We start from the raw sequence: 24,956 nt of genomic DNA on the forward strand, positions 1-24,956 counted from the left end.
CAGCGATCCATCAAGGCGCAGCAGCGGGTTCGCGCACGTGCCGCCTCGCACTAGGCGAGCACCGCCACCTTCTTCCGCTCGACCAGCTCGAAGTCGATCTGCGCGCCGAGCCCCGGCCCCGTCGGCGCGTGCACCATGCCGGCGGCATCGATCACGATGTCCTGCGCGAGTCCGTACTTCTGCGATTGCGCGGGCAGCAGCACCTCGAAGAACTCGGTGTTGCGGATCGCCATGATCACGTGCAGGTTGGCCACGTTGTTCAGCGAATTGCCGCCGTGGTGCACCTCGAAGTTGAGGTGGAAGGCTTCGGCCAGGTGCGCGATCTTCATCAGGCCGGTGATGCCGCCCTTCACCGCCACGTCGCCGCGCAGGTAGTCGGTGGCGCGCTCCTTCACCCAGGGCGTGAAGGAGTCGAGCCCGCCCGCCGGGTACTCGGTGGCCATGATCGGGATGTGCAGGTGCTTGCGCAGCTCCAGGTAGTTGTACAGGTCGTTGTCCGACAGCGGATCCTCGTACCAGTAGTAGCCCAGTTCCTGGATCGCCTGCCCCACGCGCAGCGCCGCCGGGTAGTCGTAGCTCCAGGCCGCATCCAGCATCAGCAGGTAGTCGTCGCCCACGGCCTTGCGCACGGCCTCGCAGACGCGGATGTCTTCGCGCCAGGATTGCGGCGGGTGGATCTTGTAGGCCACCAGGTTCTGCGCCTGGTACTGCAGCGCCTCTTCGGCATACGCCTGCGGGCTCGCGAGCACCGCGGAGCTGATGTACGCCGGCACCTGGTGGCGGAAGGTGCCCAGCAGCTGGTGGATCGGCAGGCCCGCGGCCTGGCCCGCGATGTCCCACAGCGCGACGTCCACCGCGCCGATGCTGCGCACCGTGGTGGTCCGCACCCGCTTCCACATCGCCTGGTACAGGCGCTCCCGGTCCAGCGGGTCCTGTCCCACCAGGAGCGGCTTGAGCACGCGGATCAGCGTGCCGCCGTCCGAGTCGGCGGGGAAGAAGGCGGAGCCCAGGAAGGCGTGGCCGGTCACGCCCTGGTCGGTGCGGATCGCCAGCAGGCCCAGCTTGCTGTCCCCGGAGAACTTGCCCGTGTGGGCGCCGTAGCTGGTGGCCGGGATGCCGTCCCAGGCGAACAGCGTCAGCGTGACGTCGGTGATCTTCATTCGATGCGGATGTTGGCGTCCTGGATCAGCTGGGTCCACTTGACCACTTCGCTTTGCACCAGCTTGCTGAATTGCTCCGGCGTGCTCGCGACCACCTCCACCCCCTGGTCGCGGAAGCGTTTGACCACGTCGGGTTCCTTCAGCAGCGTGACGATGTCGCGATTGAGCTTGTCGACGATCGGCCTCGGCGTGGCGGCGGGCACCTGCATGCCGAACCAGACGTTCACCTCGTAGCCGGGCACGCCCGACTCGGCGATGGTCGGCACCTCCGGCAGCAGCACGGCACGCTGCAGGCCGCTCACGCCGATGGCCTTCATCTTGCCGGCCTTGATCTGCTGCAGCACGTTGGGCACGTTGTCGAACAAGGCATCGATCTCCCCGCCCAGCATGGCCGTGACCGCCGGCGCGCTGCCCTTGTACGGGATGTGGGCCAGCTTCACGCCGGTCATCTTCATGAACAGCTCCATCGACAGGTGGTTGGACGAGCCGGAGCCAGTCGATCCGTAGTTGAGCTTGCCCGGGTTCTTGCGCGCGTACTCGATGAATTCCTGCACGTTGTTCACCGGCAGTTCGTTGCGCACCACCAGCGCGTTCATCGTGCTGCCCGCCCACACCACGGGCTGGAAGTCCTTCAACGCGTCGTACGGCAGGTTGGAGCGGTACAGGCCCGGCAGCGCGGAGAACGGCAGCGGCGTGATCAGGATGCTGTAGCCGTCGGCCGGGCCCTTGGCCACGGTCACGTTGCCCACCGTCGTGTTGCCGCCCGGCTTGTTCTCCACCACCACGCTCTGGTTCCACATCTTGCCCAGCTTGTCGGCCGACACGCGCGCCAGCGTGTCGTTGAAGCCCCCGGGCGGATAGGGCACGACGAAGCGGACGGTGTGGTCCGGAAAGTTCTGTGCGGCCGCACCCAGAGCCGCGACGCCGAGGGCCAGGCCGGCGAGCAGCCGGACTAAGAGATTGCGCATGGTGTCTCCTGTGCTTGTTGGAATCAGAACTTCACGACGTAGCCGGGGCCGTCGATCGAGGGGTACTTCCCGAACAGCGATTCGTCCACCTCGACCCCCAGGCCGTACCCTTGCGGCGGCTCGACGCAGCCGTCCGCGCCGATGGCGAAGGTGCTGCCGAACATGTCGCGGAAGGGATTGAACTTCGACACGCAGGCCTCGAAGTAGCCGGCGTTCTCGGTGGCGGCCATGAAGTGCAGGGTGGCCGCGTGGTTGATGCCGGTGGCCGAACTGTGCGGGTTGATCGGGATGCGCCAGGCCGAGGCGATCGCGGCGATGCGCACGCCCTCCGTGATGCCGCCGCACTTGGACAGGTCCGGCTGCCACACCTGCACCGCACCGGCCTCCAGCAGCTGCGCGAACTCGAAGCGGGTGTAGTGGTTCTCGCCCGCGGCCAGCGGCACCAGCGGCGTGATCTTCGCGGCTTCCCGGTAGGAGGCGAAGTCGTTGCAGGCGAATGGCTCCTCCAGCCAGCCGGCGCGGATGTCGGCCAGCACCGGCAGCACGCGGCGCGCATCCGCCATCGTGTAGTTGGTGTTGGCATCGCTCAGCAGGTCCACGCGGTCGCCCAGCGCCTTGCGCACGTGCAGCGAGCGTTCGATGTCGTCACGCGCGTTGTCGCCCAGGCGCAGCTTGAGCGCCTTGTAGCCCTGCTCCACGTACGACTGCGCCTCGTCGGCCAGCGATTCCTTGGGCTGGAAACCCAGCGCGATGCCGCCCGCATAGGCCGGCAGCCGGCGGCGCGTACCGCCCAGCAATGCGTACAGCGGCATCTTCGCGGCCTTGCCGCGGATGTCCCACAGCGCCATGTCGATGCCCGACAGCGCGAGCGATGCGCCTGCACCCAAGCCGTGGCTGGACAGCTGCATGCGATGCACCCGCTGCCAGGCGCCGACGACGTCGGTCGCCTCCATGCCGACCAGCATGGGCGCGATGGTGCTGTGGATCAGGCTGGTGATGGCCCCCGGGCTGCGGCCGGGGTGCGCCTCGCCGTAGCCGGTGATGCCTTCGTCGGTCTGCACGCGCACGACGATCGCGTCGCGCTTGGTGGTGCTACCCACGCCCATGGTGACCGTCTTGCCTTCCGGCAGCTTGAAGGACAGGGGAATCGCCTGGATGGCGGTGATCTTCATGGTGGGTTTCCTTGGCGGAGTGGCCAGCTCCCAGCAGTCTAGCGGGCCCGTCCTCAGACGTAACAGGGGCCTTCGATGAGGGGGTGTTCCGCAATGAAATGCGTGTCGATCTTCAGGCCGATGCCCACCCCCTCGTGCGGACGGACGCAGCCCTGGTCGTCGAGCCGGTAGGGCGCCCTGTCGGCCAGCGCATCGCGGAACGGATTCAGCGAGGTCACGTCGCCCTCGAAATAGCCGGGGTTGTCGACCGCGCAGAGGAACTGGATCGTCGTCGCCATGTTGATCGCCGTGGCGGAGGTGTGCGGGTTCACCGTGAGCTTCTGCGCGCTGGCCATCGCCGCGATGCGCATGGACTCCGTGACCCCACCGGTCTTCGACAGGTCGGGCTGCACGAACTGCACGTGGCCGTCTTCCAGCAGCGTGGCGAATTCGTAGCGCGTGTAGTGGTTCTCGCCGGCGGCCAGTGGCACGCGGCCGAGCGTGGCCGCCACCGCGTAGGCACGCCGGTCCTGCGGCGGAAACGGTTCCTCCAGCCAGCCGACGTTGCACTCCTCGTAGGCCGGCATCACGCGGCGCACGTCGTCCAGCGTGTAGGCTGTGTTGGCGTCGGTGAGGATGTCGATGTCCTCACCCACGGCCTTGCGCACCGCACGCAGCCGGGCGATGTCGCGCTGGGGTGTGTCGCCCATGCGCAGCTTCAGCGCGCGGTAGCCGTCGGCAATGTGGCGCAGCGCTTCCTCCGCAAGCAGCGCCGGCTCCTGCCAGCCCAGCGCGATGCCGCCGGCATAGGCCTTGATCGGCTTGGCCGCGCCGCCCAGCAGTTGGTAAAGCGGAAGCCCGGTGGCCTGGCACTTGATGTCCCACAGCGCGATGTCGAGCCCGCTCAACGCCAGCGCGGCCGCCGCGCCCATGCCATGGCTCGCCAGCTGCATCTTGTAGACGCGCGCCCAGACGCCGGCGACGTCGTGCGCGTCGAAACCCAGCACCAGTTCGCGCAGGGTGGTGTCCACCAGCTTCGCGATCGCGCCCGGGCAGCGGCCGTGGTGGGCTTCGCCCCAACCGACGTGGCCGTCATCGGTCTCGACGCGCACCAGCACGGAATCGCGCTTGACGCTGCGGCCGATGCCGAGGCGCACCGACTTCTCGGCGGGAACGGGAAAGGAGATGGGAACGGCGCGGATGTCGGCGATGCGCATGGTGTGGGTTCTCGAAGAAATCGAATCGGTCAGCGGAAGACTTCCGGGTTGACCACGTTGGGCGGGCGCTCGCCACGCAGCAGGGCGAGGAGCGTATCGATGGTGCCCTGGCTCATGGCGCGCATGCTGGTATCGCTGATGCCCGCCACATGCGGCGTCAGCAAGAGGTTGGGCGCATCGAACTGCGGCTCCTTGCCGGTGAGCGGTTGCCTGTCGTGCACGTCGAGCGCGGCGCCGCCCAGGCGGCCGTCACGCAGCGCACGCAGCACCGCAGCCGTGTCGATCACGGGCCCGCGCGCGACGTTGATCAGGATCGCGTCGCGCTTCATGCCGGCGACGGTGTCCGCGTCGACCAGGCCGCGCGTCTGCTCGGTGAGCGGGCAGCACAGCACCACGACATCCGATTGCGCGAACAGTTCGTTCTTGTCGGCTGCCTGCACGCCCACCGGCAGGCTGCCGGACCGTCGCGTCAGTCCCAGCACGCGCATGCCCAGCGCGGACGCGACCGTGGCGAGGCGGCCGCCGATCGCGCCGACGCCGACGATGCCCAGCGTGCTGCCGCCCAGTTCGGTACCGCGATCCGCGAGGGGACGCGCGACGGCCCAGCCCTCGCTGCGCAGGCGCGCGTCGATCCCGGCGAGATTGCGGCGCAGGTGCAGCATCGCGGCCAGGCAGTACTCCACGACCGTCTGCGTGTTCGAGCCGGGAAGGTTGGCGACGGGAATGCCGCGCGCCGTGGCGGCCTCCACCGGGATCATGTCGAGGCCGACGCCGTGCCGCACGACGGCGCGAAGCTTGCGCGCGTGGTCGAACAGGTCGGGCGGCAGCTGGGCACGCACCACCAGGCCTTCGGCATCGGCGACCAGCCGCTTCAGTGTGGCCGCAGCGGTGTCGGGCGCCAGCACCAGCTCGCAGCTTTCGGCGAGCACCGGCTGCAGTGCCGGGTGCATGGGACTGGTCAGCAGGACGCGGGGTTTAGCGCTCAAGGAATGCCTCTCCTTGCCGCACCGGGTTCACCAGCGGACCGAAGCCCTCGACGTTCACCGTGACGGTGGCGCCGGGAACCAGCCATGCGGGCGGCTGGTGCATGGCGGCCACGCCGGCCGGCGTGCCGGTGGCGATGACGTCGCCCGGCTCCAGCGGCATGCGCTGCGAGACGTAGGAAATCAGTTCGGCGATGCGGAACAACATGGTGGCGGTCGAGCCATCCTGCAGCGGGCGGCCGTCGATGTCGAGACGGATGCGCACCTGGTAGGGATCTGGCATTTCGTCCGGCGTGGCCAGCCACGGCCCGAGCGGTGCCGAGGCGGGCAGGTTCTTGCCGCGCACGAAATTGCCGCCGTCCGTCTTCACCAGGTGGCTGCCGCTTACGTCGTTGTGCGCGGTGTACCCGGCCACGTGGCGCATGGCCTGCTCGCGCGAGACGGCCAGGGCACGTCGGCCGATCACCACCGCCAGCTCCGCTTCGTAGCCGACGTTGCCGACATCGGGCGGAACGAGGATCGCCTGGCCCGGGCCGATCACCGTGCAGCCGGAGCGCACGAACACCACCGGCTCGGCCGGGGGTGGCATGTTGCGCTCCGCCAGCGCGTCGGTGAAATTGAACGCGGCGCCGACGATCTTGCCGGGGCGAAGCGGTGCGAGCAGTTGCACGGAGGACAGCGGGCGCAGCGCTTCGGCATCGAAGCTCCAGTTCGCGAGCCGGTCGGTCCAGCGCTGCAGGCCCTGCTCCACCAACGCCAGCACGGAAGGTGGGGTGTCGCCGAGCAGTGCGCGGCAGCTGGGGTGCGACAGGTCGGCGACCTGCTCTCCCACCAGGACGCCGGCCGAAGGCGCCGCATTCCCGGCGCGGAAGGTGACGAACCGCATGCGCGTTCAGCCCTGCCGGTAGCGCTCGAGGATCGAGCGGTCGATCTCGATGCCGAGTCCGGCGCCTGTCGGGACCTGCACCTTGCCGTTCTTCTGCACGATGGGCTCGCGCGAGAGATGATCGCGGAACGGGTTCTCGCACTGCTCGAACTCCAGCATGGGCGGCATGGGCCGGAAGCTGGGGGGCTGGTCCGGCAAGGCCGCCAGAAAATGCAGGGTCGCGGCCAGGCCGATCGACGAACCCCAGGCGTGCGGCACGCACTCCACGCCATGGGCCGACGCCAGCGTTGCGATCTTGCGGCACTCGCTGATGCCGCCGGCGGCGCACACGTCCGGCTGGACGATGTCCATGGCCTTGCGCACGACCAGGTCGCGGAAGCCCCAGCGGGTGAAGCTGTTCTCGCCACCGGCCACCGCCATGTCGAGGGCGCGCGTGACCTCGACGTAGCCGTCCACGTCCTCGGGCGAGATCGGCTCTTCGAACCACTCGACGTCCAGCTTTTCCAGCTCGCGGCCGAGGCGGATCGCCTGCGGCACGGTGAAGCAATGGTTGGCGTCCACCATCAGGCGCACGCCGTCGCCGATCGCCTCGCGCACGGCGGCGACGCGGCGGATGTCCAGCTTGGGGTCGCCCAGCCCGATCTTCATCTTGACGGCGGTGAAGCCCTGGTCGACGAACTCGCGCGCCTCCTCGACGGCCTCCTCGACCAGCCGGTCCATGTCGATGAAGTACAGGCCGGTCGCATACGCCGTGACCTCGGTGCGGTGCGCCCCGCCGATCAGCTTGTGGATCGGCTGCTTGCAGGCCTTGCCGACGATGTCCCACAGCGCGATGTCGATGCCGGACAGCGCGGAGATCGCCATGCCGGTGGTGCCGTAGTCCTTGATCCGGTTGTAGAGGTCCTCCCAGATCACCTCCACGTCGAAGGCGTCGCGGCCGATGATGCGCGGGCCGAACTGCGTGTCGATGAAGGCCTTGGCGACGGCGGAGGGGCCGTAGCACTCGCCCCAGCCGGTGATGCCGTCGCTGGTTTCGATTTCGACGATGCAGGAGCCGCGCGTCTTGTACAGCCAGCCGCGAGAGGAGGTGAAGGGACGTTCCACGGGCGCGGCGACCACGTGGCAGGTGACTTTCTTGATGGGGGACATGCGTGTTCTCGGGGACTTATTTCTTCTCGGCGACGAACACCTTCTTGCCGACTTCCGTCAGCGACCGGGTGACCGCATCGATCTCGCGACCCAGCGCGGCGCCGGTGAGGTCGTCGACCAGGGCGCCGCCGGCCTCGGAGGACGCCTTGAACTTCGCGCTCTGGATGTACTTGTGGAACATGGCCGTCAGCTTTTCGCGCACAACTGGCGGCGTGCCGGCGGGAGCAACGATGTACGCCATCTGCACCAGCGGGCCATACGGAAACACGTCGTAGCCCTTTTCCTTGAAGGTCGGCACGTCGGGCATGGACTTCAGCCGCTCGTTGGCGAACACCGCGATCGGCTTGACCAGGCCGCCGTCGATCTGCGACTTGCTTTCGGAGGGCTTGAGCACGCCGGCCTGGATCTGCTTGCCCGCCAGGTCCGCGATCACCTTGGAGCCGCCGGTGTAGGGCACGGCCAGGGTTTCGCTGCCGGCGGCCCGGCCCGCCATGACGGCGAAGATGTGGTTCAGGTTGTTGGTGCCCGGGATGCCGATGGACACCTTGCCGGGGTTCTGCTTCACGTGCGCGATGAAGGCTTCCAGCGTCCCGTACGGGCTGCCCGCAGGCACCAGCAGGATCAGCGGGTCAGTGGTCACGCGTGCGATCGGCACGAACTTGTCGTTCTTGAGCGGCGTGAGCCCCTGGGCGACCTGCGCCAGGGTCGAGCTGGTGCCCATCCCAAGCGTGTAGCCGTCGGGTTCCGCGTTGGCCACCTTGGCCATGCCGATCGTGCCGGTGGCGCCGGGCACGTTGTCCACGATGATGCGCACGCCGTCCTCGGCCGCGAGTTGCGATAGCGCACGTGCGGAAATGTCGTTGGAACCGCCCGCATTCCAGGGGACCACGAGGCGGATTTCCTTGCTGGGGAACGGATCGGCTGCGAGGGCAGGCAGCGCCGGCGCGACGAGTGTCACGGCCGCGAGCGTGCGGATGGCGATGGATGCGAGCGTTGACGGGAACGCCATGGATGTCTCCTTGGGGATGGGTGCTGCAGGGGCGAGGCGCAATGTTATAACAAACGAACCGGCGCGCCAAATCCCCTGCCCGCGAAGGGATCTTGGTCTTGTCCGAAGAACGCTTGCTCAGCGGGACAAGGCGCGGCGCTCGCCCTGCTGCTGCAGCAGTGCGCCTATGTCCTCGCGCGCGCTCTCGATGTCCGAGCGGATGGACTCCGCTGCCGCGGCCCCGTCGCCGCGCGCGAGCGCGGCCAGCGTCGCCACGTGATGCTCGTAGCGCTTGAGCCCGGGGATGTACTCGGGCAACCCCAGCCGCAGCGTGGGCGCGCAGCGCAGCCACGCGTTCTCGATGATGTCTTCCACGATCGGCATGCGGCACATGTCGTAGATGCGGAAGTGGAACTGGTAGTGCGCTTCCAGGTACTGCTCGGTGCGCTTCTCCTGCACCGAGCGCTTCATCTCCACCAGCAGGCGCTCCACGGCGTGCAGTCCTTCCGGCGTCGTGTTCGCCGCCGCGGCTTGCGCCGCCATGGGCTCGAGCCTCTCGCGCACCGTCATCAGCTGGCTGAACTGGTCGGCGTCCAGCAGCGGCACGATGGACGCACCGGCGGGCCCGAGGCCGCCGCGGTCCAGCACCTTCTCCGCGATCAGGCGGTTCACCGCATCACGGACCGGGGTCAAGCTGATGCCCAGGTCGTCGGCCACCTGGCGCAGCACGACCTTGTCGCCGGGAGCGAAGCGCCCGGACAGGATCGCGGCCTTGAGCGACAGGTAGGCCCCGTCCCAAAGCGTGCTGCGTTCGATCGGCTTCAGACGATGCGGGCTCATGTCCCGCATTGTGTCCTGCCGCGCGCCGAGCCGACATCGTTGCGCACGCCGCAAGAAAAAGGGCAGCGAGTGCTGCCCTTTCGATCACGCGGGTCGAACCGGCGCCCGCATCACTTCTTGCTGTCGTGGCGCGTGCTGCCGGAAGTGTCGTGCTGCGTGCCGCCAGACAGGCTGGGACTCGCGCCGGAGCTCATGCCGGAACTGGTGCCCGTGTTACCCAGCGTGGAGGTGCTGCCCTGCTTCTTGGCCTGCCCCGGAGGCAGGCAGCCGTTGTCCTTCTTCACCAGGCCCGGAGGGCAGGTGTTCACGCCGTACTGGCCGCCGGAGGCGCTGCCGCTGACCGAACCGGAAGCCGTGCCCGACCCGGAGGTCGTGCCGGTGCCCGCGGTGGTGCCGGTGCCGGAGGTCGTGCCGGTTCCGGAGGTCGTGCCGGTTCCGGTACCCGCGGTCGCGCCCGACCCGGAATGGGTGCCGGTGCCAGCCGTCGTGCCCGTGCCGCCGGTGGTGCCGGTGCCTGCGGTCGTGCCCGACCCGGAATGGGTGCCGGTGCCGGCCGTCGCGCCCGTGCCGCCCGTGGTGCCGGTGCCTGCGGTCGTGCCCGACCCGGCGGTGGTGCCGGTGCCAGCCGTGGTGCCGGCGCCCGAGGTCGTCCCGGTGCCCGTGCCCGAGGCCGCGCCCTGCTGCGGGCGCGCCAGCCGGTTGGAGCCCGGCCCGTACACGTTCACGGTGTTGCTGTTCGTGTTGGTGTTGGTGTTGTCACTGGTCGCGCCGGACGTGCTGCCGGACACGGAGCCCGACAGGGCGCCCGAGGTGCTCGGCGCGGTGGGCGTGGTCGTGGTGGTGGTTTGCGCCATGGCGCCACCCGCCACGAGACCGGCGACCAGGATGCTCAGAAGTTTGCTCATCGTTTCTCCCTTGTGTTGATGACTGCTTCGGGCCCCGAGGTGTACCGAGCCGGCGCAAACCGAAAAGTAGGAAGTCGTCGGCACGGGGCGGGAGGCCGTGTCCTACACGACCCCCTAGCGCGGCCGTTCGTCCCTGGGCCGCAAGCGCGGCGGTACGTGCTCCAGGTTGATGCGCACGCGGTACCACAGCGATGAGCTTCCGCGCATGCGATCGACCAGCACATCCGCCGGCTCCAGGTGCGCCGCGGCCTTCGGATGCTCCGCTTTCCATTGCTCTGCCGCGGCCACGGCCTGCTCCTCGCGCTCCGCCCGCGCAACCTCGATCAGCGGCTTCTTCGCGCGCGCCGTGGACGGCGGAGCCCGGCGTGGCTCATCCGCACCTTTACGATGGTGCGGCGGCCACGGCGCATCTCCCTGGCCCTCGGCCTCCTGCCGTTCAGCCAGGCGCAGCAGCGGCTCCAACGAGCAGGCCAGCTCGTCGATCGCCGCGTGCGGGTCGCCGATCTTGCGAAACCGCTGGGGCATCGTGCGCAGCGTGAAGTCCGCGGGGTCGCATTCCGCAAGCTCCTGCCAGCTCACCGGCGCGGACACGCGGGCATCCGGCTTCGGGCGCACCGAGTAGGCGGACACCACCGTGCGGTCCTTGGCGTTCTGGTTGTAGTCGACGAACACGCCGCGGCGTTCTTCCTTCCACCATTGGCTGGTGGCCAGGCCCGGCGCCCGCCGCTCCACCTCGCGGGCCAGCGCGAGCGCTGCGCGCCGCACCTCGTCGAAGGTCCACTTCGGCTGGATCCGCACCAGCACGTGGATGCCGCGCGACCCGGAGGTCTTGGGCCAGCCCTTCAGGCCCAGTTCGGCGAGCACCTCGTGGACCACGCCGGCGACCTGCCGGATTTGCGGCCATTCCACGCCGGGCACGGGATCCAGGTCCACGCGCAGCTCGTCGGGGTGCGCCAGGTCCTCGGCGCGCACCGGGTGGGGGTGCAGTTCCAGGCAGGCCAGATTGGCCATCCAGGCCAGGTCCGCCGGATGGCGCGGCACCACTTCCTCCGCGCTGCGCCCGGACGGGAAGCGGATCTGCGCCACCTCCAGCCAGTCCGGCCGCTTCGCGGGCGCCCGCTTCTGGAAGAAGAACTCGCCGCCGACGCCGTCGGGATGGCGCACCAGCACGCAGGGGCGGCCGCCCGCGCCGCGCAGGGCGCCCTCCGCCACCGCCAGGTAGTAGTTCACGAGGTCGAGCTTGGTGACGCCCGCCGCCGGGACCAGCAGCTTGCCGGGATGGGTCACCACGACCTCCCGCCCGCCAATCTCCAGAGTCGCCTGGTCCTTTGCCTGTGCCATGGAACACAAGCTACACCGGCATGGGACAATAGAGGGTCAGACACCGCCGTGCGTGCCGGCACGGCGGTCCTGTCAGGGCGGCCATGCTCCAGCATGGCCGCGTGCATTCCGGAGTCCCCCTTGTCCGCATCGCCCCTCAGCGCCGAAGTCCGGCGCCGCCGCACCTTTGCCATCATCTCCCACCCCGACGCGGGCAAGACCACGCTGACGGAGAAGCTGCTGCTGTTCTCCGGCGCGATCCAGATCGCGGGCGCGGTGAAGGGCCGCAAGGCTTCGCGCCACGCCACCTCCGACTGGATGGAGATCGAGAAGCAGCGCGGCATCTCGGTGGCCTCGTCGGTCATGCAGATGCTGTACCGCGACCACGTGATCAACCTGCTGGACACGCCGGGCCACAAGGACTTCTCGGAAGACACCTACCGCGTGCTGACCGCGGTCGATGCGGCGCTGATGGTGATCGACGCGGCCAACGGCGTGGAAGCGCAGACCCGGCGGCTGATCGAGGTCTGCCGGCAGCGCGACACGCCCATCATCACCTTCGTCAACAAGATGGACCGCGAGGTGCGCGAGCCCCTGGACATCCTGGACGAGGTCGAGCGCGAGCTGGGCATGCCCTGCGTGCCCATGACCTGGCCCGTGGGCAAGGGCAAGGTCTTCGGCGGCATCATGAACCTGCGCCGGCAGGAGATGACCGTGTTCGAGTCCGGCAGCGAGCGCCGCCCGCAGGACTTCGACACCGTTCCGCTGTCCGATGCGGCGGAGCTGCGCAGGCGCTTCGACGGCGAATACGACGCCGCCGCGGACAGCATGGAACTGGCGGCCGGCGCGTCGCCGGAGTGGGACCACGCGGCCTTCCTCGCGGCCCGGCAGACGCCGGTGTTCTTCGGCTCGGCGGTCAACAATTTCGGCGTGATGGAAGTGCTGGACGCGCTGGTCGACCTGGCGCCGCATCCGCAATCGCGCAAGAGCACCGCGGTGGTCAACCGGCAGAGCGTCGAACGGATCGTGGAACCAGACGATCCCGCGTTTTCCGGCGTGGTGTTCAAGGTGCAGGCCAACATGGACCCGTCGCACCGCGACCGCATCGCCTTCGTGCGCATGGCCTCGGGCAAGTACACACCGGGCATGAAGCTGAAGGTGCAGCGCACCGCCAAGGAGCTGCGGCCCACCTCCGTCGTCACCTTCCTGTCGCAGCGGCGCGAGGCGGTGGACGAGGCCTTTGCCGGCGACATCATCGGCTTCACCACGCACGGCGGCGTGCAGCTGGGCGATACCATCACCGACGGCAGCGTGAGCCTGCAGTACACCGGCCTGCCCTTCTTCGCGCCCGAGCTGTTCATGGTGGTGGTGCTGAAAAACCCGCTGCGCACGAAACAGCTGCAACAGGGCCTGGCGCAGCTCGGCGAGGAAGGTGCGATCCAGGTGTTCCGTCCGCAGATCGGCGGCCCCATGCTGCTGGGCGCGGTCGGCCAGCTGCAGTTCGAAGTGGTGCAGCACCGCCTGCGGACCGAATACGACTGCGACGTGCGGCTGGAAGGCTGCCCCTACACCGGTGCGCGCTGGATCACCGCGGACACGCCGGCCGAACTGAAGGCGTTCACTGATGCCTATCCGCAACGGTTGGCGCTCGATGCCGCCGATGCCCTGGCTTTCCTGTGCACGTCACCCTACGACGTGCGGCTGGCGCAGGAGCGCTTTCCCAAGATCCACTTCCACCTGCTGCGCGAGCACGCGGGCCTCTCTTTACAAAACGCGGGCTGAGGTTGACCCATCCGCTCGCGGCGCAGGGAATAATGCAGGCGTCGGACGCCCCAACCACTCCATGAAGAAGCCCCTCCTGCTCCGTACCCTGGCCGCGCTGGTCGCCAGCGCCTTGCTGCTTGCGGGCTGCGGTGGCGGCGGCGGTGGTGGTGGCGGCGGCGGCCCCACGCTGTCCGGTTCGCAGCAGTTCGAAGGGGGCATCGCCGGCTGCAGCGTCGACACGCAGAAGAAGTTCATCCGCAGCTACATGGACGAGGTGTACCTCTGGTACCGCGAAATCCCCGAGGTAGACGCGGCGAGGTTCAGCACCGTCGAGGACTACTTCCATGCCCTGCTGGTGAAGACCCCCGACGTCAACGGCCTGCCCAAGGACCGGTTCAGCGCGGTGCTGCCCGTCTCGCTGGCGCAGGCCGTGCCGCAGCCGTCCGCCACGCTCCAGCTTTCGGACCCTACCACGCTGCGGGCGAGCCGCACCAACGCCGTGCCCAAGGTCACCGTGACCACCACCACCGGCGGTCGCGTGACCGGCTACATCCAGTTCAACGACCACGTCGTGGGCGCGCAGGATGACCTGATCGCGGCCTTCCAGCAGGTCAAGGCCGGCGGTGCGCAGGACCTCGTGCTGGACCTGCGCTTCAACTCGGGCGGCTTCCTCTACATCGCGCAGGCCGCGGCGTCGATGGTCACGGGCCCGACCAGCGACGGCCGGGTGTTCGAGCAGCTCCAGTACAACGACAAGCGTCCGCAGGAGACGGCGCAGAGCGCCTTCCTGTTCGGCAGCACCGTGCAGTTTTCCGACGGCCCCGGGACCCAGTTCCCGGTCGGCACGCCCCTGCCCCAGCTGAGCCTCTCGCGGGTGTTCGTGCTCACCACCGACGCCACCTGCTCGGCCAGCGAGTCGATCATCAACAGCCTGCGCGGCATCGACGTGCAGGTGGTCCGCATCGGCACCACCACCTGCGGCAAGCCCTACGGGTTCCGCCAGAAGAACAACTGCGGCCTGGCCTACTTCCCCATCGAGTTCCAGGGCACCAACGCCAAGGGTTTCGGCGACTACACCACCGGCTTCTCGCCCATGTGCGAGGTGAATGACAGCAACCGCACGGTGCCCGCCGGGGACCCGGGGGACCCGCTGCTGGACGCCGCCAAGTTCTTCATCGACAAGGGCACCTGCCCGGTCGGCACCACGCCCAGCATCGCCACCGGCGTGCAGAGCGCGGCGACGCCCATCGTGACCGTGCAGCAGCCGAGCCGCCCGGCCTGGGCAGGCCGCCTGCTGCTCCCGCAACAGCAGCCTTGACCCTCCCGGGCGCCATGCAGCCGCTGGCGGCCTGGCCCGTGCTGGCGCGCGCGGGCATCGCCGGCGTGCTCACCGACATCGACGACACGCTCACCACCGAGGGCGCCGTGACGCCCGACGCCCTGCAGGCGCTGGCCATGCTCGCGCAGGCCGGCCTCCACGTCGTGCCGATCACCGGCCGGCCGGTGGGCTGGAGCGAACCCTTCGCGCTGCAGTGGCCGGTGGATGCGATCGTGGCGGAGAACGGCGCGGTGGCGCTCGTCCGCAACGGGGACGGCACGCTGCGCAAGCTCTACACGCAGGCGGCGGCGGAACGCGCCACCAACTTCGCGCGCATGCAGCAGGTGGCGCAACGCATCGTGCGCGAAGTGCCCGGTGCGACCCTGTCGCGCGACAGCGGCGGGCGCGAGACCGACATCGCCATCGACCACGGCGAGTTCACGCACCTGCCGGAAAGCGCGATCGACCGCGTGGTGGCGCTGATGCAGGCCGAGGGCATGAACGCCACCGTCAGCTCCATCCACGTCAACGGCTGGTATGGCGGGCACAACAAGCTCGCCGGCGCGCGCTGGATCGTGCGCGAACTGTTCGGCCGCGACCTGGAGCAGGAACTGGAGCGCTGGGTCTACGTGGGCGATTCCACCAACGACGTGCTGATGTTCCAGCACTTCCCGCACAGCGTCGGGGTGGCCAACATCCGGCGCTTCGAGGACCAGCTCGCGTTCAAGCCACGCTACGTGACCCAGGGCGAACGCGGGGCCGGTTTCGCCCAGGTGGCGGCAGCCCTCCTCTCGGCCCGCTAGCCAGCACGGCCGACCGGACGCGCCTCCGCGGCCTCGCTCAGGCCTTCGCTTCCATCCGCTGGCGGTGCGCGCGACAGGCGTCGGCGAAGGCCACCAGCATGCGCTGGTAGAACGGATGCTCCTCGTGGCGCCACTCGGGATGCCACTGCACGCCGTAGGCAAAGGCCGGCGCCCCCATCACGCGCACGCCCTCGACCAGCCCGTCGGGCGCGTGCGCTTCCGGCACGAGGCCCTCGCCCAGCCGCTTGATGCCCTGGCCGTGCAGCGAGTTCACGAACACGCGGGTGTCGCCGGCCCAGCGCGCGAAGGCGCTGTCCGGCTGCAGCAGCACTTCGTGCCGCGGCGCGAACTGCACCGCCAGGTCGTCGTCCTCGGGTTCGCGGTGGTCCATCATGCCGGGCTGGTCGTGCAGCGTCTGCCACAGGCTGCCGCCGAGCGCGACATTCATCTCCTGCAGGCCGCGGCACACGCCGAACAGTGGAACGCCCGCCGCCAGCGCCTCGCGCACGAGCTGCATGGTGAGCCGGTCGCGGCGCGGATCGAGCAGGTCGGTGGGCAGCGCGGTCGCGCCGAAGCGCGTGGCCTCCACGTTGGACGGGGAGCCGGTCAGCAGCACGCCGTGCACGAGCGGCAACAGGAACGGCACGTCCTCGGCTTCCGACATGGGAAACAGCACCGGTTGCAGGCCGAGCCGCGTCACCGCCGACGCATAGCGGTCGGCCAGCACCGTGTAGCCACCGGGATCGTCGAGATCCAGGTTGCGGTGGCAGGCGGGCAGCCAGACCAGGGGCTTGGGGGAATGCGTGGGCATGCGGGGGGGCCTCGCCGCCCATGGTGCCAAGGCGCCCGCGGCCGCGCGCGCGGCCGCGTCGCCTTCGTGCGTCAGCCTTTCGCTTACGCTCAGCTGGGCTTGGCCAGGCCCAGCTTCTCCACCAGCGCCTTCTCACGGTTGAAGGTTTCCTGGGCGAACTTGCGGTACTGCGCGGAGTCCATGTAGATCGGCAGCATGTCGTAGCGCGCGAGCGCCTGCACGTAGCTGGGATCCTCCATCGCCTTCTTGAACGCGTCGTGCAGCTTCTTCACCACCTCGGGCGGTGTGTCGCGCGGCGCGCCGATGCCGAAGGGCGAGTTCTGCACGATGTCGATGCCCAGCTCCTTCAGGGTCGGCGCATCGGGGAACTTGTCCAGCCGCTTCTCGCCCCAGGTGTTCAGCACGCGGATCTTGCCCGCCTGCACCAAAGGCGCGAAACCGGTGGAATCCGCCGCGGCCATCAGGTGGCCGCCGCTGATGGCCTGCGCGAGTTCGGCGCTGCCCTTGTACGGAATGTGGTTGAGCTGAAGGCCGAGCTTCTGCGCGATCAGTTCGGTCGTGAGGTGCGGGCTGGTGAGCGTGCCGGTCGAGCCGTAGCTCAGCTTGCCCGGGTTCGCCTTGGCATACGCGACGAAGTCGTTCCAGTTCTTCAGCGGGCTGTCGGCCGGCACCACGATGCCGAAGGCATAGCCGGTGACGTTGATGACGTAGTTGATGTCCTTGACGGGATCCCAGCTGATCTTGGTGGTGTAGGGCAGGCGGAACACGCCCAGCGGAATCTGCGCCAGCGTGTAGCCGTCGGCCGCGGTGGTCTGCAGCTGCTGCGCCGGCAGCGTGCCGCCGGCACCCGGCTTGTTCTCGACGATGACCGGCTGCCCGAGGATCTTGCCGGCGTTGTCCGCCAGCTGGCGCATGGTGATGTCCGTGGGCCCGCCCGCGGGGAAGGCGACCAGCAGCTTGATCGGCTTGGACGGAAAGGCCTGGGCATGGGCACCCAGGCTCGCCGCGGCCAGGCTGGCGGCGGCGATCTGGATGAGGCGGCGACGCAGCATCGAATCTCCTGAGGGTTGCGAAAGGGAACAACCCGCATTGGACCCCGGCGTGCCGCGCGCCGCCATCGGTGTCGACCCGGCGCGGTAACGTGCGGGACAGGCTCAGCAGCCTTCGGGCTTGTTCTCCGCGCGGATCGGCACGCTGCCCGTCAGCGTGATCGTCTGTCCGCTGCCCTGCGTGGAATTGAGCACCGCGCCCGTGAAGGTGACGACGTTGTTGCTGCGGTCGACCGCGGCGCCGGTGGAGTTGTCCATCTTGAATTCGATGGTGTCGATCGAGACGAAGGTGGCGCGCAGCAGGTTCGTGCCGGGTAGGTAGCGGATGTCTCCGTCCATCATGCGGCCGCCGGGCGTCTGCACCAGGCCGCTGAAATGCGTGCGGCAGGTTTCCGGGTCGCCACCGATGGGGTTGAACTTCACGATGTCGTTCAGTTGCACGTCACTGGCCGTGTAGAGCCCGTTGAGCACCGCATTGCCGGCGGCGGACACCGTCAGCGCACCGCTGCGCCCGGAAGGATGAGGCTCGTTCTTGAAGTCGCCGCCGCCACCACCGCATGCGGACAGCAGGGCAACGAGCGACAGGGTCGCGATGGACGGGGACGTGAAGCGCATGAGTACACCTGTTGGCTTAAGAAAGCCTGAAGGGTAGGAAGCCCGAGCAAATCGCTCCGTGGGAAAGACGCTGTCAAGAACGTCGGCACTGCGCCTACACGACGCGTGGATCTCGCGGGCTTGCGCAACATCTCGTGACGTCGCGTTGTAAAGGTGATGCAAGCCGAGTGCTCTTCAATTGATCCAGCGCATGCGCGCCGTCCTGGTGTGGCACGTATCCTACGAATAGGACCATGGTCCGGTTGACGGGCCGCGCGTGCGAGGTCCAGACTGAGAGCGTCTGGAAACACCATCCGGGCCTATTCAAAGATTCACCCCAAAGGAAATCCCCCCATGAAACTTCTTGCCATTGCAGCCGCATCCGCGATCCTCCTGTTCGGCACCGCCGCGCAAGCGCAGCAGGCTCCGGTGAAGTCGCCCTTCTACGGCGAAGTCGGCTACACCTTCCTGAAATTCGACGACGGCCTGGGCGGCAACTCGCGCCCCGGCGCGATCCGCCTGCTGGCCGGCTACGACTTCCATCCCTACTTCGCGGTGGAAGGCCTGGCCGCCTGGGGCGTGTCGAAGGACGACACGACCGTGACCCGTAACGGCACGACCGCGCGCATCGACTACGACTTGAGCCACATCTACGGCATCTACTTCACGCCCAAGTACAAGTACCAGAACTGGGAGTTCTTCGGGCGCCTGGGCTGGGCCGACACCAAGGTCAAGGCGAACGTGATCTCCGGCACGTTCAACGCCTCGGGCAGCGGCTCCGACAGCGACTTCTCCTACGGCGTGGGCGTGAACTACCAGATCAACCCCAAGTGGTACGGCGGCATCGACTACATGATGTACAACGACAAGGGCAACTCCAAGGTCCAGGGCGTCAACCTGGCCGTCGGCTACCGCTTCTGAGCGGCCTCCGCCTCCAGCGAAAAAGCCCGCCATCCGGCGGGCTTTTTTTCATGCGCGCGCGAGCACCGGCGCGAGCACGCGGCCCGTGTGCGTGTCCTGCGCGACCACCTGTTCGGGCGTCGCCGCGGCCACCACCTTGCCGCCGGCGGAGCCGCCGTCGGGTCCCAGGTCGATGATCCAGTCGGCCTCGGCGATCACGTCGAGGTCGTGCTCGATCACCACGACGCTGTGGCCGCCGTCCACCAGCCGGTGCAGCACGCGGATCAACTTCTCCACGTCGGCCATGTGCAGGCCCACCGTGGGTTCGTCCAGCACGTACAGCGTGTGCGGCGCCTTCTGCCCGCGGCGCGTGATGTCGTCGCGCACTTTCGACAGCTCGGTCACCAGCTTGATGCGCTGCGCCTCGCCGCCCGACAGCGTCGGTGACGGCTGCCCCAGGGTCAGGTAGCCCAGACCCACGTCCCGCAGCAGCTGCAGCGGATGGCTGATGTTGGGCATGGCGGCGAAGAACTCCACTGCTTCGTCCACTTCCATCTGCAGCACGTCGCCGATGCTCTTGCCGCGCCAGGTGACGGCCAGCGTCTCCGGGTTGAAGCGCGCGCCGCGGCAGGCCTCGCACGGCACCTTCACGTCCGGCAGGAAGCTCATCGCGATGGTGCGCACGCCCTGGCCTTCGCAGGTCGGGCAGCGGCCCTCGCCGGTGTTGAAGGAGAAGCGGCCCGGGCCGTAGCCGCGCGCGCGCGCCTCCAGCGTGTCCGCGAACAGCTTGCGGATCGTGTCCCAGAAACCGATGTAGGTCGCAGGGCAGGAGCGCGGCGTCTTGCCGATCGGCGTCTGGTCCACTTCCAGCACGCGGTCGATGGAGCGGTAGCCGTCCAGCGACTGGCAACCCACCCACTTCGGCCGCTTGCCGGCGTGGTCGGCATCGCGTCCGGCCTTGGTGGTGCGCTGCTGCACGACCGCTTGCACGTTGTGCAGCAGCACGTCGCGCGCGAGCGTGGACTTGCCCGAGCCGGACACGCCCGTCACCACCACCAGCCGACGCAGCGGCACGTCGACATCCACTGCGTCCAGGTTGTGCAGGTCGGCGCCGCGCAGCCGCAGGAACGAAGTGCCGGGATCCGGCGGCGCCGGCAGCGCACTCGCCATCTGCGCGAGCAGCGAACGCGGCTTCTTGCCCTTGGCCACCGGCATCGGCGTTTCCGCGATCGGCAGGCCGGGCGGCTCGCGGTGCCCCATCGCTTCCACGTCGCGCCGCGGCTGCAGCGGGTGCTTCATCGCGTGCAGCAGGTAGCGGCCCGTGAGGGAGTCCGCCGAACCCGTGATGTCGGCCGCCGAACCCTGCGCGATCACGCGGCCGCCGCGCTTGCCCGCGCCCGGACCGATGTCGATGATGTGATCGGCGCGGCGGATGGTGTCCTCGTCGTGCTCCACGACCACCAGCGTGTTGCCCTTGTCCCCCAGCTTGTGCAGCGCGTCCAGCAGGATCTGGTTGTCGCGCGCATGCAGGCCGATGGTGGGCTCGTCCAGCACGTAGCACACGCCCTGCAGGTTGGAGCCCAGCTGCGCGGCCAGGCGGATGCGCTGCGCCTCGCCGCCCGAAAGCGTGGGCGCGCCGCGGTCCAGCGTGAGGTAGCCCAGGCCCACCTCCTCCAGGAATTCCAGGCGCGAGCGGATCTCGGGGATCAGGTCGCGCGCGATGCCCTGCTCGCGCGTGGTCAGCACGTCGCGCACCTGCAGGCTCTCCACCCAGCGGCGCACGTCGCGCACGGACAGCGCGGCGATGTCGGCGATGCCGGTCTTGTCGAAGCGGACCGCACGCGCCTGCATGTTCAGGCGCGAGCCGTGGCAGCCGGGGCAGGCCTCGTCCGAGACGTCCTCGACCTCCACTTCGGCGAAGGTCTGCTCCCGGCCCTTGTCCTCGGCCGCCAGCAGCGTGTCGTCCAGCGCCTTGCGCTGCTCGCGGGTGAGCTTGACGCCGGTGCCCACGCAATCGGGGCACCAGCCGTGCTTGCTGTTGTACGAGAACAGGCGCGGATCCAGCTCGGGATAGCTGGTCGCGCACACCGGGCAGGCGCGCAGCGTCGAGAACACCTCCACCTTGCCGATGCCCTCGTGCTTGGACGCGCCCTCGCTGAACGCCGCGCGCAGGGCGTCCAGCGGCGCCAGCACGTGCAGCACGCCCTTGCCGTGCTCCAGCGCCAGCGTGATCTTCTCGCGCAGCAGCGTCTCGTTGGCCGGCGTGACGTCCAGGTCGCACACCGGCAGTTCGATCGTGTGCTCCTTGAACCGGTCGATGCGCGGGAAGCCCGTGGTGGGCAGGAAATTGCCGTCCACGCGCAGGTGCGTGTAGCCGCGCGGCCGCGCCCAGTCGGCGAGCTCCGTGTACACGCCCTTGCGGTTGACCACCAGCGGCGCCAGCAGCCCGATGTGCTTGCCGCGGTAGCGCTTCATGATCTGCGCGACGATGCTGTCGGGCGTCTGCGGGCGCACTTCCGCGCCGTCGTTGACGCAGTGCTGCACGCCCAGCTTGACGTACAGCAGGCGCAGGAAGTGCCACACCTCGGTGGTGGTGCCCACCGTGGACTTGCGGCCGCCGCGCGACAGGCGCTGCTCGATCGCCACCGTCGGCGGGATGCCGTACACCGCATCCACCTCGGGCCGGCCCGCCGGCTGCACGATGGAGCGCGCATAGGCATTGAGCGACTCCAGGTAGCGCCGCTGCCCTTCGTTGAACAGGATGTCGAAGGCCAGCGTCGACTTGCCCGAACCCGACACGCCGGTGATCACGCTGAACTTGCCGTGCGGGATGTCGACGCTGAGGTTCTTGAGGTTGTGTTCCTTGGCGTTGACGATCTGGATCGCGTTCGGCCGCGTTGCCAGGTAGGCGCCGGCGTCCGCTTCGCGCACCGACAGCGGCACCGCCGCCATCACGCCCAGCGTGCCGTCGTAGTCGCGCAGGGCCTTGGCCGTGTGCGACGTGGCATGCAGCTTCACTTCCTCCGGCGGCCCCTCGGCCACCAGCAGGCCGCCGCCGTCGCCGCCTTCCGGTCCCAGGTCCACCAGCCAGTCGGCGGCGCGGATCACGTCCAGGTTGTGCTCGATCACGACCAGCGAGTGGCCGGCCTCCAGCAGCTTGCGCAGCGCGCGCATCAGCTTGGCGATGTCGTCGAAGTGCAGGCCCGTGGTCGGCTCGTCGAACAGGAACAGCGTGCCCTTTTTCGCCACGCCCTGGCGGCTGTGCGTCGAGGAGCGCGCCGCCTCGGCCAGGAAGCCCGCGAGCTTCAGCCGCTGCGATTCGCCGCCGGACAGCGTCGGCACGGGCTGGCCGAGCTTCACGTATTCCAGGCCCACGTCGACGATGGGCTGCAGCGCGCGGATCACGTCGCGGTCCTGCGCGAACATCGCCGCCGCCTCGCTCACGGTCAGGTCCAGCGCGTCGGCGACGTTCAGCACGCGCGGCTCCAGCGCGCCGACCGCCTGCCGCTCGATCGTGACTTCCAGGATCTCGGGTCGGTAGCGCTTGCCGTCGCAGTCGGGGCAGCGCAGGTACACGTCGGAGAGGAACTGCATCTCCACGTGCTCGTAGCCGGAGCCGCCGCAGGTGGGGCAGCGGCCGTCGCCGGAGTTGAAGCTGAACTTCGAGCCGGTGTAGCCACGCTGCCGGGCCAGCGGCGAGGTCGCGAAGATCTCGCGGATGCTGTCCCACGCGCCGACGTAGCTCACGGGGTTGGAGCGCGCCGTCTTGCCGATCGGCGACTGGTTGACGAACACCACGTCGGAGAGGTGGTCGGTGCCGAGCAGGCGGTCGTGCGTTCCCGGCGTTTCCGTCGCGCGGCCGAAGTGGCGCAGCAGCGCCGGCGCCAGGATGTCCTGCACCAGGCTGGACTTGCCCGAGCCCGACACGCCGGTGACGACCACCATGCGCTGCAGCGGGAATTCGACCGACAGGTTGCGCAGGTTGTGCTCGCGCGCGCCTTCCAGCACCAGGCGGGGGGTCGAGTCCGTCACGGCCCGCTTGAACCCCATGCCGACATGCTTGCGCGCGCCCAGGTAGGCGCCGGTCAGCGTGTCGGCGTCGCGCAGTTCGTTGGTCGTGCCGTCGAACACGATCTGGCCGCCCTTCTCGCCGGGACCCGGGCCCATGTCGATGATGCGGTCGGCGGCCACCATCACGGCCGGGTCGTGCTCCACCACCACCAGCGTGTTGCCGGCGTCGCGCAGCCGGTGCATCGCCTGCGTGATGCGGCCGATGTCGCGCGGGTGCAGGCCGATGCTGGGCTCGTCCAGCACGAACAGCGTGTTCACCAGCGAGGTGCCCAGCGCGGTCGTCAGGTTGATCCGCTGCACCTCGCCCCCGGACAGCGTGCGGCTCTGCCGGTCCAGCGTGAGGTAGCCGATGCCCACGTCCACCAGGTACTTCAGGCGCGTGTTGATTTCCTCGAACAGCAGCTTGAGCGCCTGCAGCTCGCCGCCGCCGGCATGCGCCTCCGCCTCGGGCTCGACCTGGTCGAAGAAGCGCCGCAGCCGCTCGATCGGCAGCATCATCAGGTCGTGCAGCGACAGCCCCGGCAGCGCCTCCAGCTGCGCGCGCGTCCACTGCGCGCCGACCGGCAGGAAGCGCCTGGCGGGCTCCAGCACCGCGTCGGCGTCGGCCTTGCTGCCCAGGCGCCACAGCAGCGACTCGGTCTTCAGGCGGGCACCGCCGCAGGACTCGCAGGGCGTGTAGCTGCGGTACTTGGACAAGAGCACGCGTATGTGCATCTTGTAGGCCTTGCTCTCCAGGTACTGGAAGAAGCGCTTGACGCCGTACCACTGCCGGCTCCAGTTGCCCTCGCGGTAGTTGGGCGCGCCCTCGATCACCCACTGCTTCTGCTCGGGCGTGAGCTTGTACCAGGGCGTGTCGCGCGGGATGCCCGCCGACTCGGCGTGCCGCATCATGTCGTCCTGCGACTCGGACCAGGCCGGCGTCTGGAAGGTCTTGATCGCGCCGGCGCGCAGCGTGAGCTTGTCGTTCGGCACCACCAGGCCGTAGTCGACGCCGATCACGCGGCCGAAGCCGCGGCAGGTCTCGCACGCGCCCACCGGCGAATTGAACGAGAACATCGACGGCACCGGGTCGGCATAGCGGATGTCGCTGTCGGGGCAGTGCAGGCCGGTGGAGAACTTCCAGACCTCCCCCTCACCCCCACCCTCTGCCGCCAGCGGGCGAGGGAGCCTCTCCTCCTCACCGCCCCCTTCGGCAAGGGCCGGGAGTCTCTCTTTCTCCCTCTCCCCCTGCGAGAGGGCCGGGGTGAGGGCAGCGGCGTACACGGACATGCGTCCCGCCCCGCGCTTGAGCGCCACCTCGATCGCCTCGATCGCTCGCGCCTTCTCGACGCCCTGGATGCGGAAACGGTCCGCCACCACGTCGAGGATCTTGCGCGGACCGGTGGGGGTCGCCACCTCGCGCTCGGCCTGCACGCGCGTGAAGCCGCTGGCGGCCAGCCATTGCTCGACTTCCTCCGGCGTGGTGCCGCCAGGAAGTTCCACCGGGAAGGTCACCACCAGCCGCGGATCGCCCAGTCGGGTGCGCGCCATCAACTGCTCGTAGATGGTCTCGGGCGTGTCGTGCCGCACCTGCAGCGCGGTCTGCCGGTCGAACAGCTGCGCCGCCCGCGCGAACAGCAGCTTCAGGTGGTCGTTCAACTCGGTCATCGTGCCGACCGTGGAGCGCGAGGACCGGACCGGGTTGGTCTGGTCGATCGCGATGGCCGGCGGCACGCCTTCGACGCGGTCCACCGCCGGCTTGTCCATGCGCTCGAGGAACTGGCGCGCGTAGGCGGAGAAGGTCTCCACGTAGCGCCGCTGCCCCTCGGCGTAGAGCGTGTCGAACACGAGGCTGGATTTGCCGGAGCCGCTGGGACCCGTCACCACCGTCAGTTCACCGGTGCGCAGGTCGAGGTCGAGGTTCTTGAGGTTGTGTTGTCTGGCGCCGCGGATGCGGATCGATCCCTGGGACATGAAGGGGCCTTCCGGAAGCAAGGCCCAACATTCTAGGGAGGGGGTCCCCCGCGTGCCGGGTGCAGGCTCGAAGACCCTGCGACCCGCTACCGTAGGCACGGGCCTACAAGGTGTCACAGAAATTCC

General features: G+C 69.0%; 19 protein-coding genes. 4 read left to right on the plus strand and 15 right to left on the minus strand.

Annotated elements, in window-relative coordinates; all coding sequences use genetic code 11:
• Positions 1 to 50: 50 nt before the first annotated feature.
• From AC1DSA_RS00920 to ligD, 11 genes are all read right to left on the minus strand, one after another.
• Positions 51 to 1,160, minus strand: coding sequence for an enolase C-terminal domain-like protein (locus AC1DSA_RS00920; protein ID WP_477885112.1), 1,110 nt, complete (start codon positions 1,158 to 1,160; stop codon positions 51 to 53).
• Positions 1,157 to 2,128, minus strand: a complete 972-nt coding sequence (locus AC1DSA_RS00925) for a tripartite tricarboxylate transporter substrate binding protein (protein WP_477885114.1) — start codon at positions 2,126 to 2,128, stop codon at positions 1,157 to 1,159. Before AC1DSA_RS00925 ends, AC1DSA_RS00920 begins: the two co-directional genes overlap by 4 nt.
• 23 nt (positions 2,129 to 2,151) lie before the next feature.
• Positions 2,152 to 3,300 carry a mandelate racemase/muconate lactonizing enzyme family protein gene (locus tag AC1DSA_RS00930; protein WP_477885116.1) on the minus strand — a complete coding sequence of 383 codons (1,149 nt, stop codon included), beginning with the start codon at positions 3,298 to 3,300 and terminating at the stop codon, positions 2,152 to 2,154.
• Between the two features lie 53 nt (positions 3,301 to 3,353).
• Complete coding sequence (locus AC1DSA_RS00935) at positions 3,354 to 4,496, minus strand: mandelate racemase/muconate lactonizing enzyme family protein (protein ID WP_477885118.1); 1,143 nt, start codon at positions 4,494 to 4,496, stop codon at positions 3,354 to 3,356.
• A 29-nt stretch (positions 4,497 to 4,525) separates the two neighbouring features.
• Positions 4,526 to 5,482, minus strand: a complete 957-nt coding sequence (locus AC1DSA_RS00940) for an NAD(P)-dependent oxidoreductase (protein ID WP_477885120.1) — start codon at positions 5,480 to 5,482, stop codon at positions 4,526 to 4,528.
• Entirely contained in the window at positions 5,472 to 6,365 is an 894-nt protein-coding gene (locus AC1DSA_RS00945; protein WP_477885122.1) for a fumarylacetoacetate hydrolase family protein, read from the minus strand. Before AC1DSA_RS00945 ends, AC1DSA_RS00940 begins: the two co-directional genes overlap by 11 nt.
• A 6-nt stretch (positions 6,366 to 6,371) precedes the next feature.
• A complete protein-coding gene (locus AC1DSA_RS00950; RefSeq protein ID WP_477885124.1) occupies positions 6,372 to 7,514 on the minus strand; it encodes a mandelate racemase/muconate lactonizing enzyme family protein in 1,143 nt (380 codons plus the stop codon).
• Positions 7,515 to 7,530: 16 nt separating this feature from the next.
• Positions 7,531 to 8,523, minus strand: coding sequence for a tripartite tricarboxylate transporter substrate binding protein (locus AC1DSA_RS00955; protein ID WP_477885126.1), 993 nt, complete (start codon positions 8,521 to 8,523; stop codon positions 7,531 to 7,533).
• Between the two features lie 117 nt (positions 8,524 to 8,640).
• On the minus strand, positions 8,641 to 9,342 hold the full coding sequence (locus AC1DSA_RS00960) for a GntR family transcriptional regulator (protein WP_477885128.1): 702 nt from the start codon (positions 9,340 to 9,342) through the stop codon (positions 8,641 to 8,643).
• Between the two features lie 110 nt (positions 9,343 to 9,452).
• Positions 9,453 to 10,247 carry a hypothetical protein gene (locus tag AC1DSA_RS00965; protein WP_477885130.1) on the minus strand — a complete coding sequence of 265 codons (795 nt, stop codon included), beginning with the start codon at positions 10,245 to 10,247 and terminating at the stop codon, positions 9,453 to 9,455.
• A gap of 114 nt (positions 10,248 to 10,361) precedes the next feature.
• Positions 10,362 to 11,588: a non-homologous end-joining DNA ligase gene (gene ligD / locus AC1DSA_RS00970; RefSeq protein WP_477885132.1), complete on the minus strand. Its 1,227-nt coding sequence runs from the start codon at positions 11,586 to 11,588 to the stop codon at positions 10,362 to 10,364.
• Between the two features lie 120 nt (positions 11,589 to 11,708).
• On the opposite strand from ligD, the gene AC1DSA_RS00975 reads away from it, so the two are divergent.
• From AC1DSA_RS00975 to AC1DSA_RS00985, 3 genes are all read left to right on the plus strand, one after another.
• Positions 11,709 to 13,349: a peptide chain release factor 3 gene (locus AC1DSA_RS00975; protein ID WP_477885134.1), complete on the plus strand. Its 1,641-nt coding sequence runs from the start codon at positions 11,709 to 11,711 to the stop codon at positions 13,347 to 13,349.
• Positions 13,350 to 13,410: 61 nt separating this feature from the next.
• Entirely contained in the window at positions 13,411 to 14,649 is a 1,239-nt protein-coding gene (locus tag AC1DSA_RS00980; RefSeq protein WP_477885136.1) for a S41 family peptidase, read from the plus strand.
• 14 nt (positions 14,650 to 14,663) lie between these two features.
• Entirely contained in the window at positions 14,664 to 15,452 is a 789-nt protein-coding gene (locus AC1DSA_RS00985) for an HAD-IIB family hydrolase (RefSeq protein ID WP_477885946.1), read from the plus strand.
• Positions 15,453 to 15,489: 37 nt separating this feature from the next.
• Here the strand turns inward: AC1DSA_RS00985 and AC1DSA_RS00990 are convergent, their stop codons facing one another.
• The 3 genes from AC1DSA_RS00990 to AC1DSA_RS01000 form a co-directional block, all read right to left on the minus strand.
• Complete coding sequence (locus AC1DSA_RS00990; RefSeq protein WP_477885138.1) at positions 15,490 to 16,263, minus strand: gamma-glutamyl-gamma-aminobutyrate hydrolase family protein; 774 nt, start codon at positions 16,261 to 16,263, stop codon at positions 15,490 to 15,492.
• Positions 16,264 to 16,352: 89 nt separating this feature from the next.
• Positions 16,353 to 17,315 (minus strand): tripartite tricarboxylate transporter substrate binding protein, encoded by a 963-nt coding sequence (locus AC1DSA_RS00995; protein WP_477885140.1) that lies wholly within the window; start codon positions 17,313 to 17,315, stop codon positions 16,353 to 16,355.
• Positions 17,316 to 17,417: 102 nt separating this feature from the next.
• Positions 17,418 to 17,927, minus strand: coding sequence for a hypothetical protein (locus tag AC1DSA_RS01000; protein ID WP_477885142.1), 510 nt, complete (start codon positions 17,925 to 17,927; stop codon positions 17,418 to 17,420).
• A 333-nt stretch (positions 17,928 to 18,260) separates the two neighbouring features.
• Here AC1DSA_RS01000 and AC1DSA_RS01005 point away from each other — a divergent pair, with 333 nt between their 5' ends.
• Positions 18,261 to 18,827 carry a porin family protein gene (locus tag AC1DSA_RS01005; protein WP_477885144.1) on the plus strand — a complete coding sequence of 189 codons (567 nt, stop codon included), beginning with the start codon at positions 18,261 to 18,263 and terminating at the stop codon, positions 18,825 to 18,827.
• Between the two features lie 48 nt (positions 18,828 to 18,875).
• Here the strand turns inward: AC1DSA_RS01005 and uvrA are convergent, their stop codons facing one another.
• On the minus strand, positions 18,876 to 24,830 hold the full coding sequence (gene uvrA, locus AC1DSA_RS01010) for an excinuclease ABC subunit UvrA (RefSeq protein ID WP_477885948.1): 5,955 nt from the start codon (positions 24,828 to 24,830) through the stop codon (positions 18,876 to 18,878).
• Positions 24,831 to 24,956 lie beyond the last annotated feature (126 nt).

It is taken from the genome of Ramlibacter sp. P4_H7 (genome assembly GCF_056400765.1).

Coding starts and splice junctions, on each gene's coding strand:
- AC1DSA_RS00945 (WP_477885122.1), bottom strand. CDS start 6,365: ATGCGGTTCGTCACCTTCCGCGCCGGGAATGCGGCGCCTTCGGCCGGC.
- AC1DSA_RS00925 (WP_477885114.1), bottom strand. CDS start 2,128: ATGCGCAATCTCTTAGTCCGGCTGCTCGCCGGCCTGGCCCTCGGCGTC.
- uvrA (WP_477885948.1), bottom strand. CDS start 24,830: ATGTCCCAGGGATCGATCCGCATCCGCGGCGCCAGACAACACAACCTC.
- ligD (WP_477885132.1), bottom strand. CDS start 11,588: ATGGCACAGGCAAAGGACCAGGCGACTCTGGAGATTGGCGGGCGGGAG.
- AC1DSA_RS00965 (WP_477885130.1), bottom strand. CDS start 10,247: ATGAGCAAACTTCTGAGCATCCTGGTCGCCGGTCTCGTGGCGGGTGGC.
- AC1DSA_RS01005 (WP_477885144.1), top strand. CDS start 18,261: ATGAAACTTCTTGCCATTGCAGCCGCATCCGCGATCCTCCTGTTCGGC.
- AC1DSA_RS00935 (WP_477885118.1), bottom strand. CDS start 4,496: ATGCGCATCGCCGACATCCGCGCCGTTCCCATCTCCTTTCCCGTTCCC.
- AC1DSA_RS00985 (WP_477885946.1), top strand. CDS start 14,664: ATGCAGCCGCTGGCGGCCTGGCCCGTGCTGGCGCGCGCGGGCATCGCC.
- AC1DSA_RS00955 (WP_477885126.1), bottom strand. CDS start 8,523: ATGGCGTTCCCGTCAACGCTCGCATCCATCGCCATCCGCACGCTCGCG.
- AC1DSA_RS00980 (WP_477885136.1), top strand. CDS start 13,411: ATGAAGAAGCCCCTCCTGCTCCGTACCCTGGCCGCGCTGGTCGCCAGC.
- AC1DSA_RS00995 (WP_477885140.1), bottom strand. CDS start 17,315: ATGCTGCGTCGCCGCCTCATCCAGATCGCCGCCGCCAGCCTGGCCGCG.
- AC1DSA_RS00960 (WP_477885128.1), bottom strand. CDS start 9,342: ATGAGCCCGCATCGTCTGAAGCCGATCGAACGCAGCACGCTTTGGGAC.
- AC1DSA_RS00950 (WP_477885124.1), bottom strand. CDS start 7,514: ATGTCCCCCATCAAGAAAGTCACCTGCCACGTGGTCGCCGCGCCCGTG.
- AC1DSA_RS00990 (WP_477885138.1), bottom strand. CDS start 16,263: ATGCCCACGCATTCCCCCAAGCCCCTGGTCTGGCTGCCCGCCTGCCAC.
- AC1DSA_RS00930 (WP_477885116.1), bottom strand. CDS start 3,300: ATGAAGATCACCGCCATCCAGGCGATTCCCCTGTCCTTCAAGCTGCCG.
- AC1DSA_RS00920 (WP_477885112.1), bottom strand. CDS start 1,160: ATGAAGATCACCGACGTCACGCTGACGCTGTTCGCCTGGGACGGCATC.
- AC1DSA_RS01000 (WP_477885142.1), bottom strand. CDS start 17,927: ATGCGCTTCACGTCCCCGTCCATCGCGACCCTGTCGCTCGTTGCCCTG.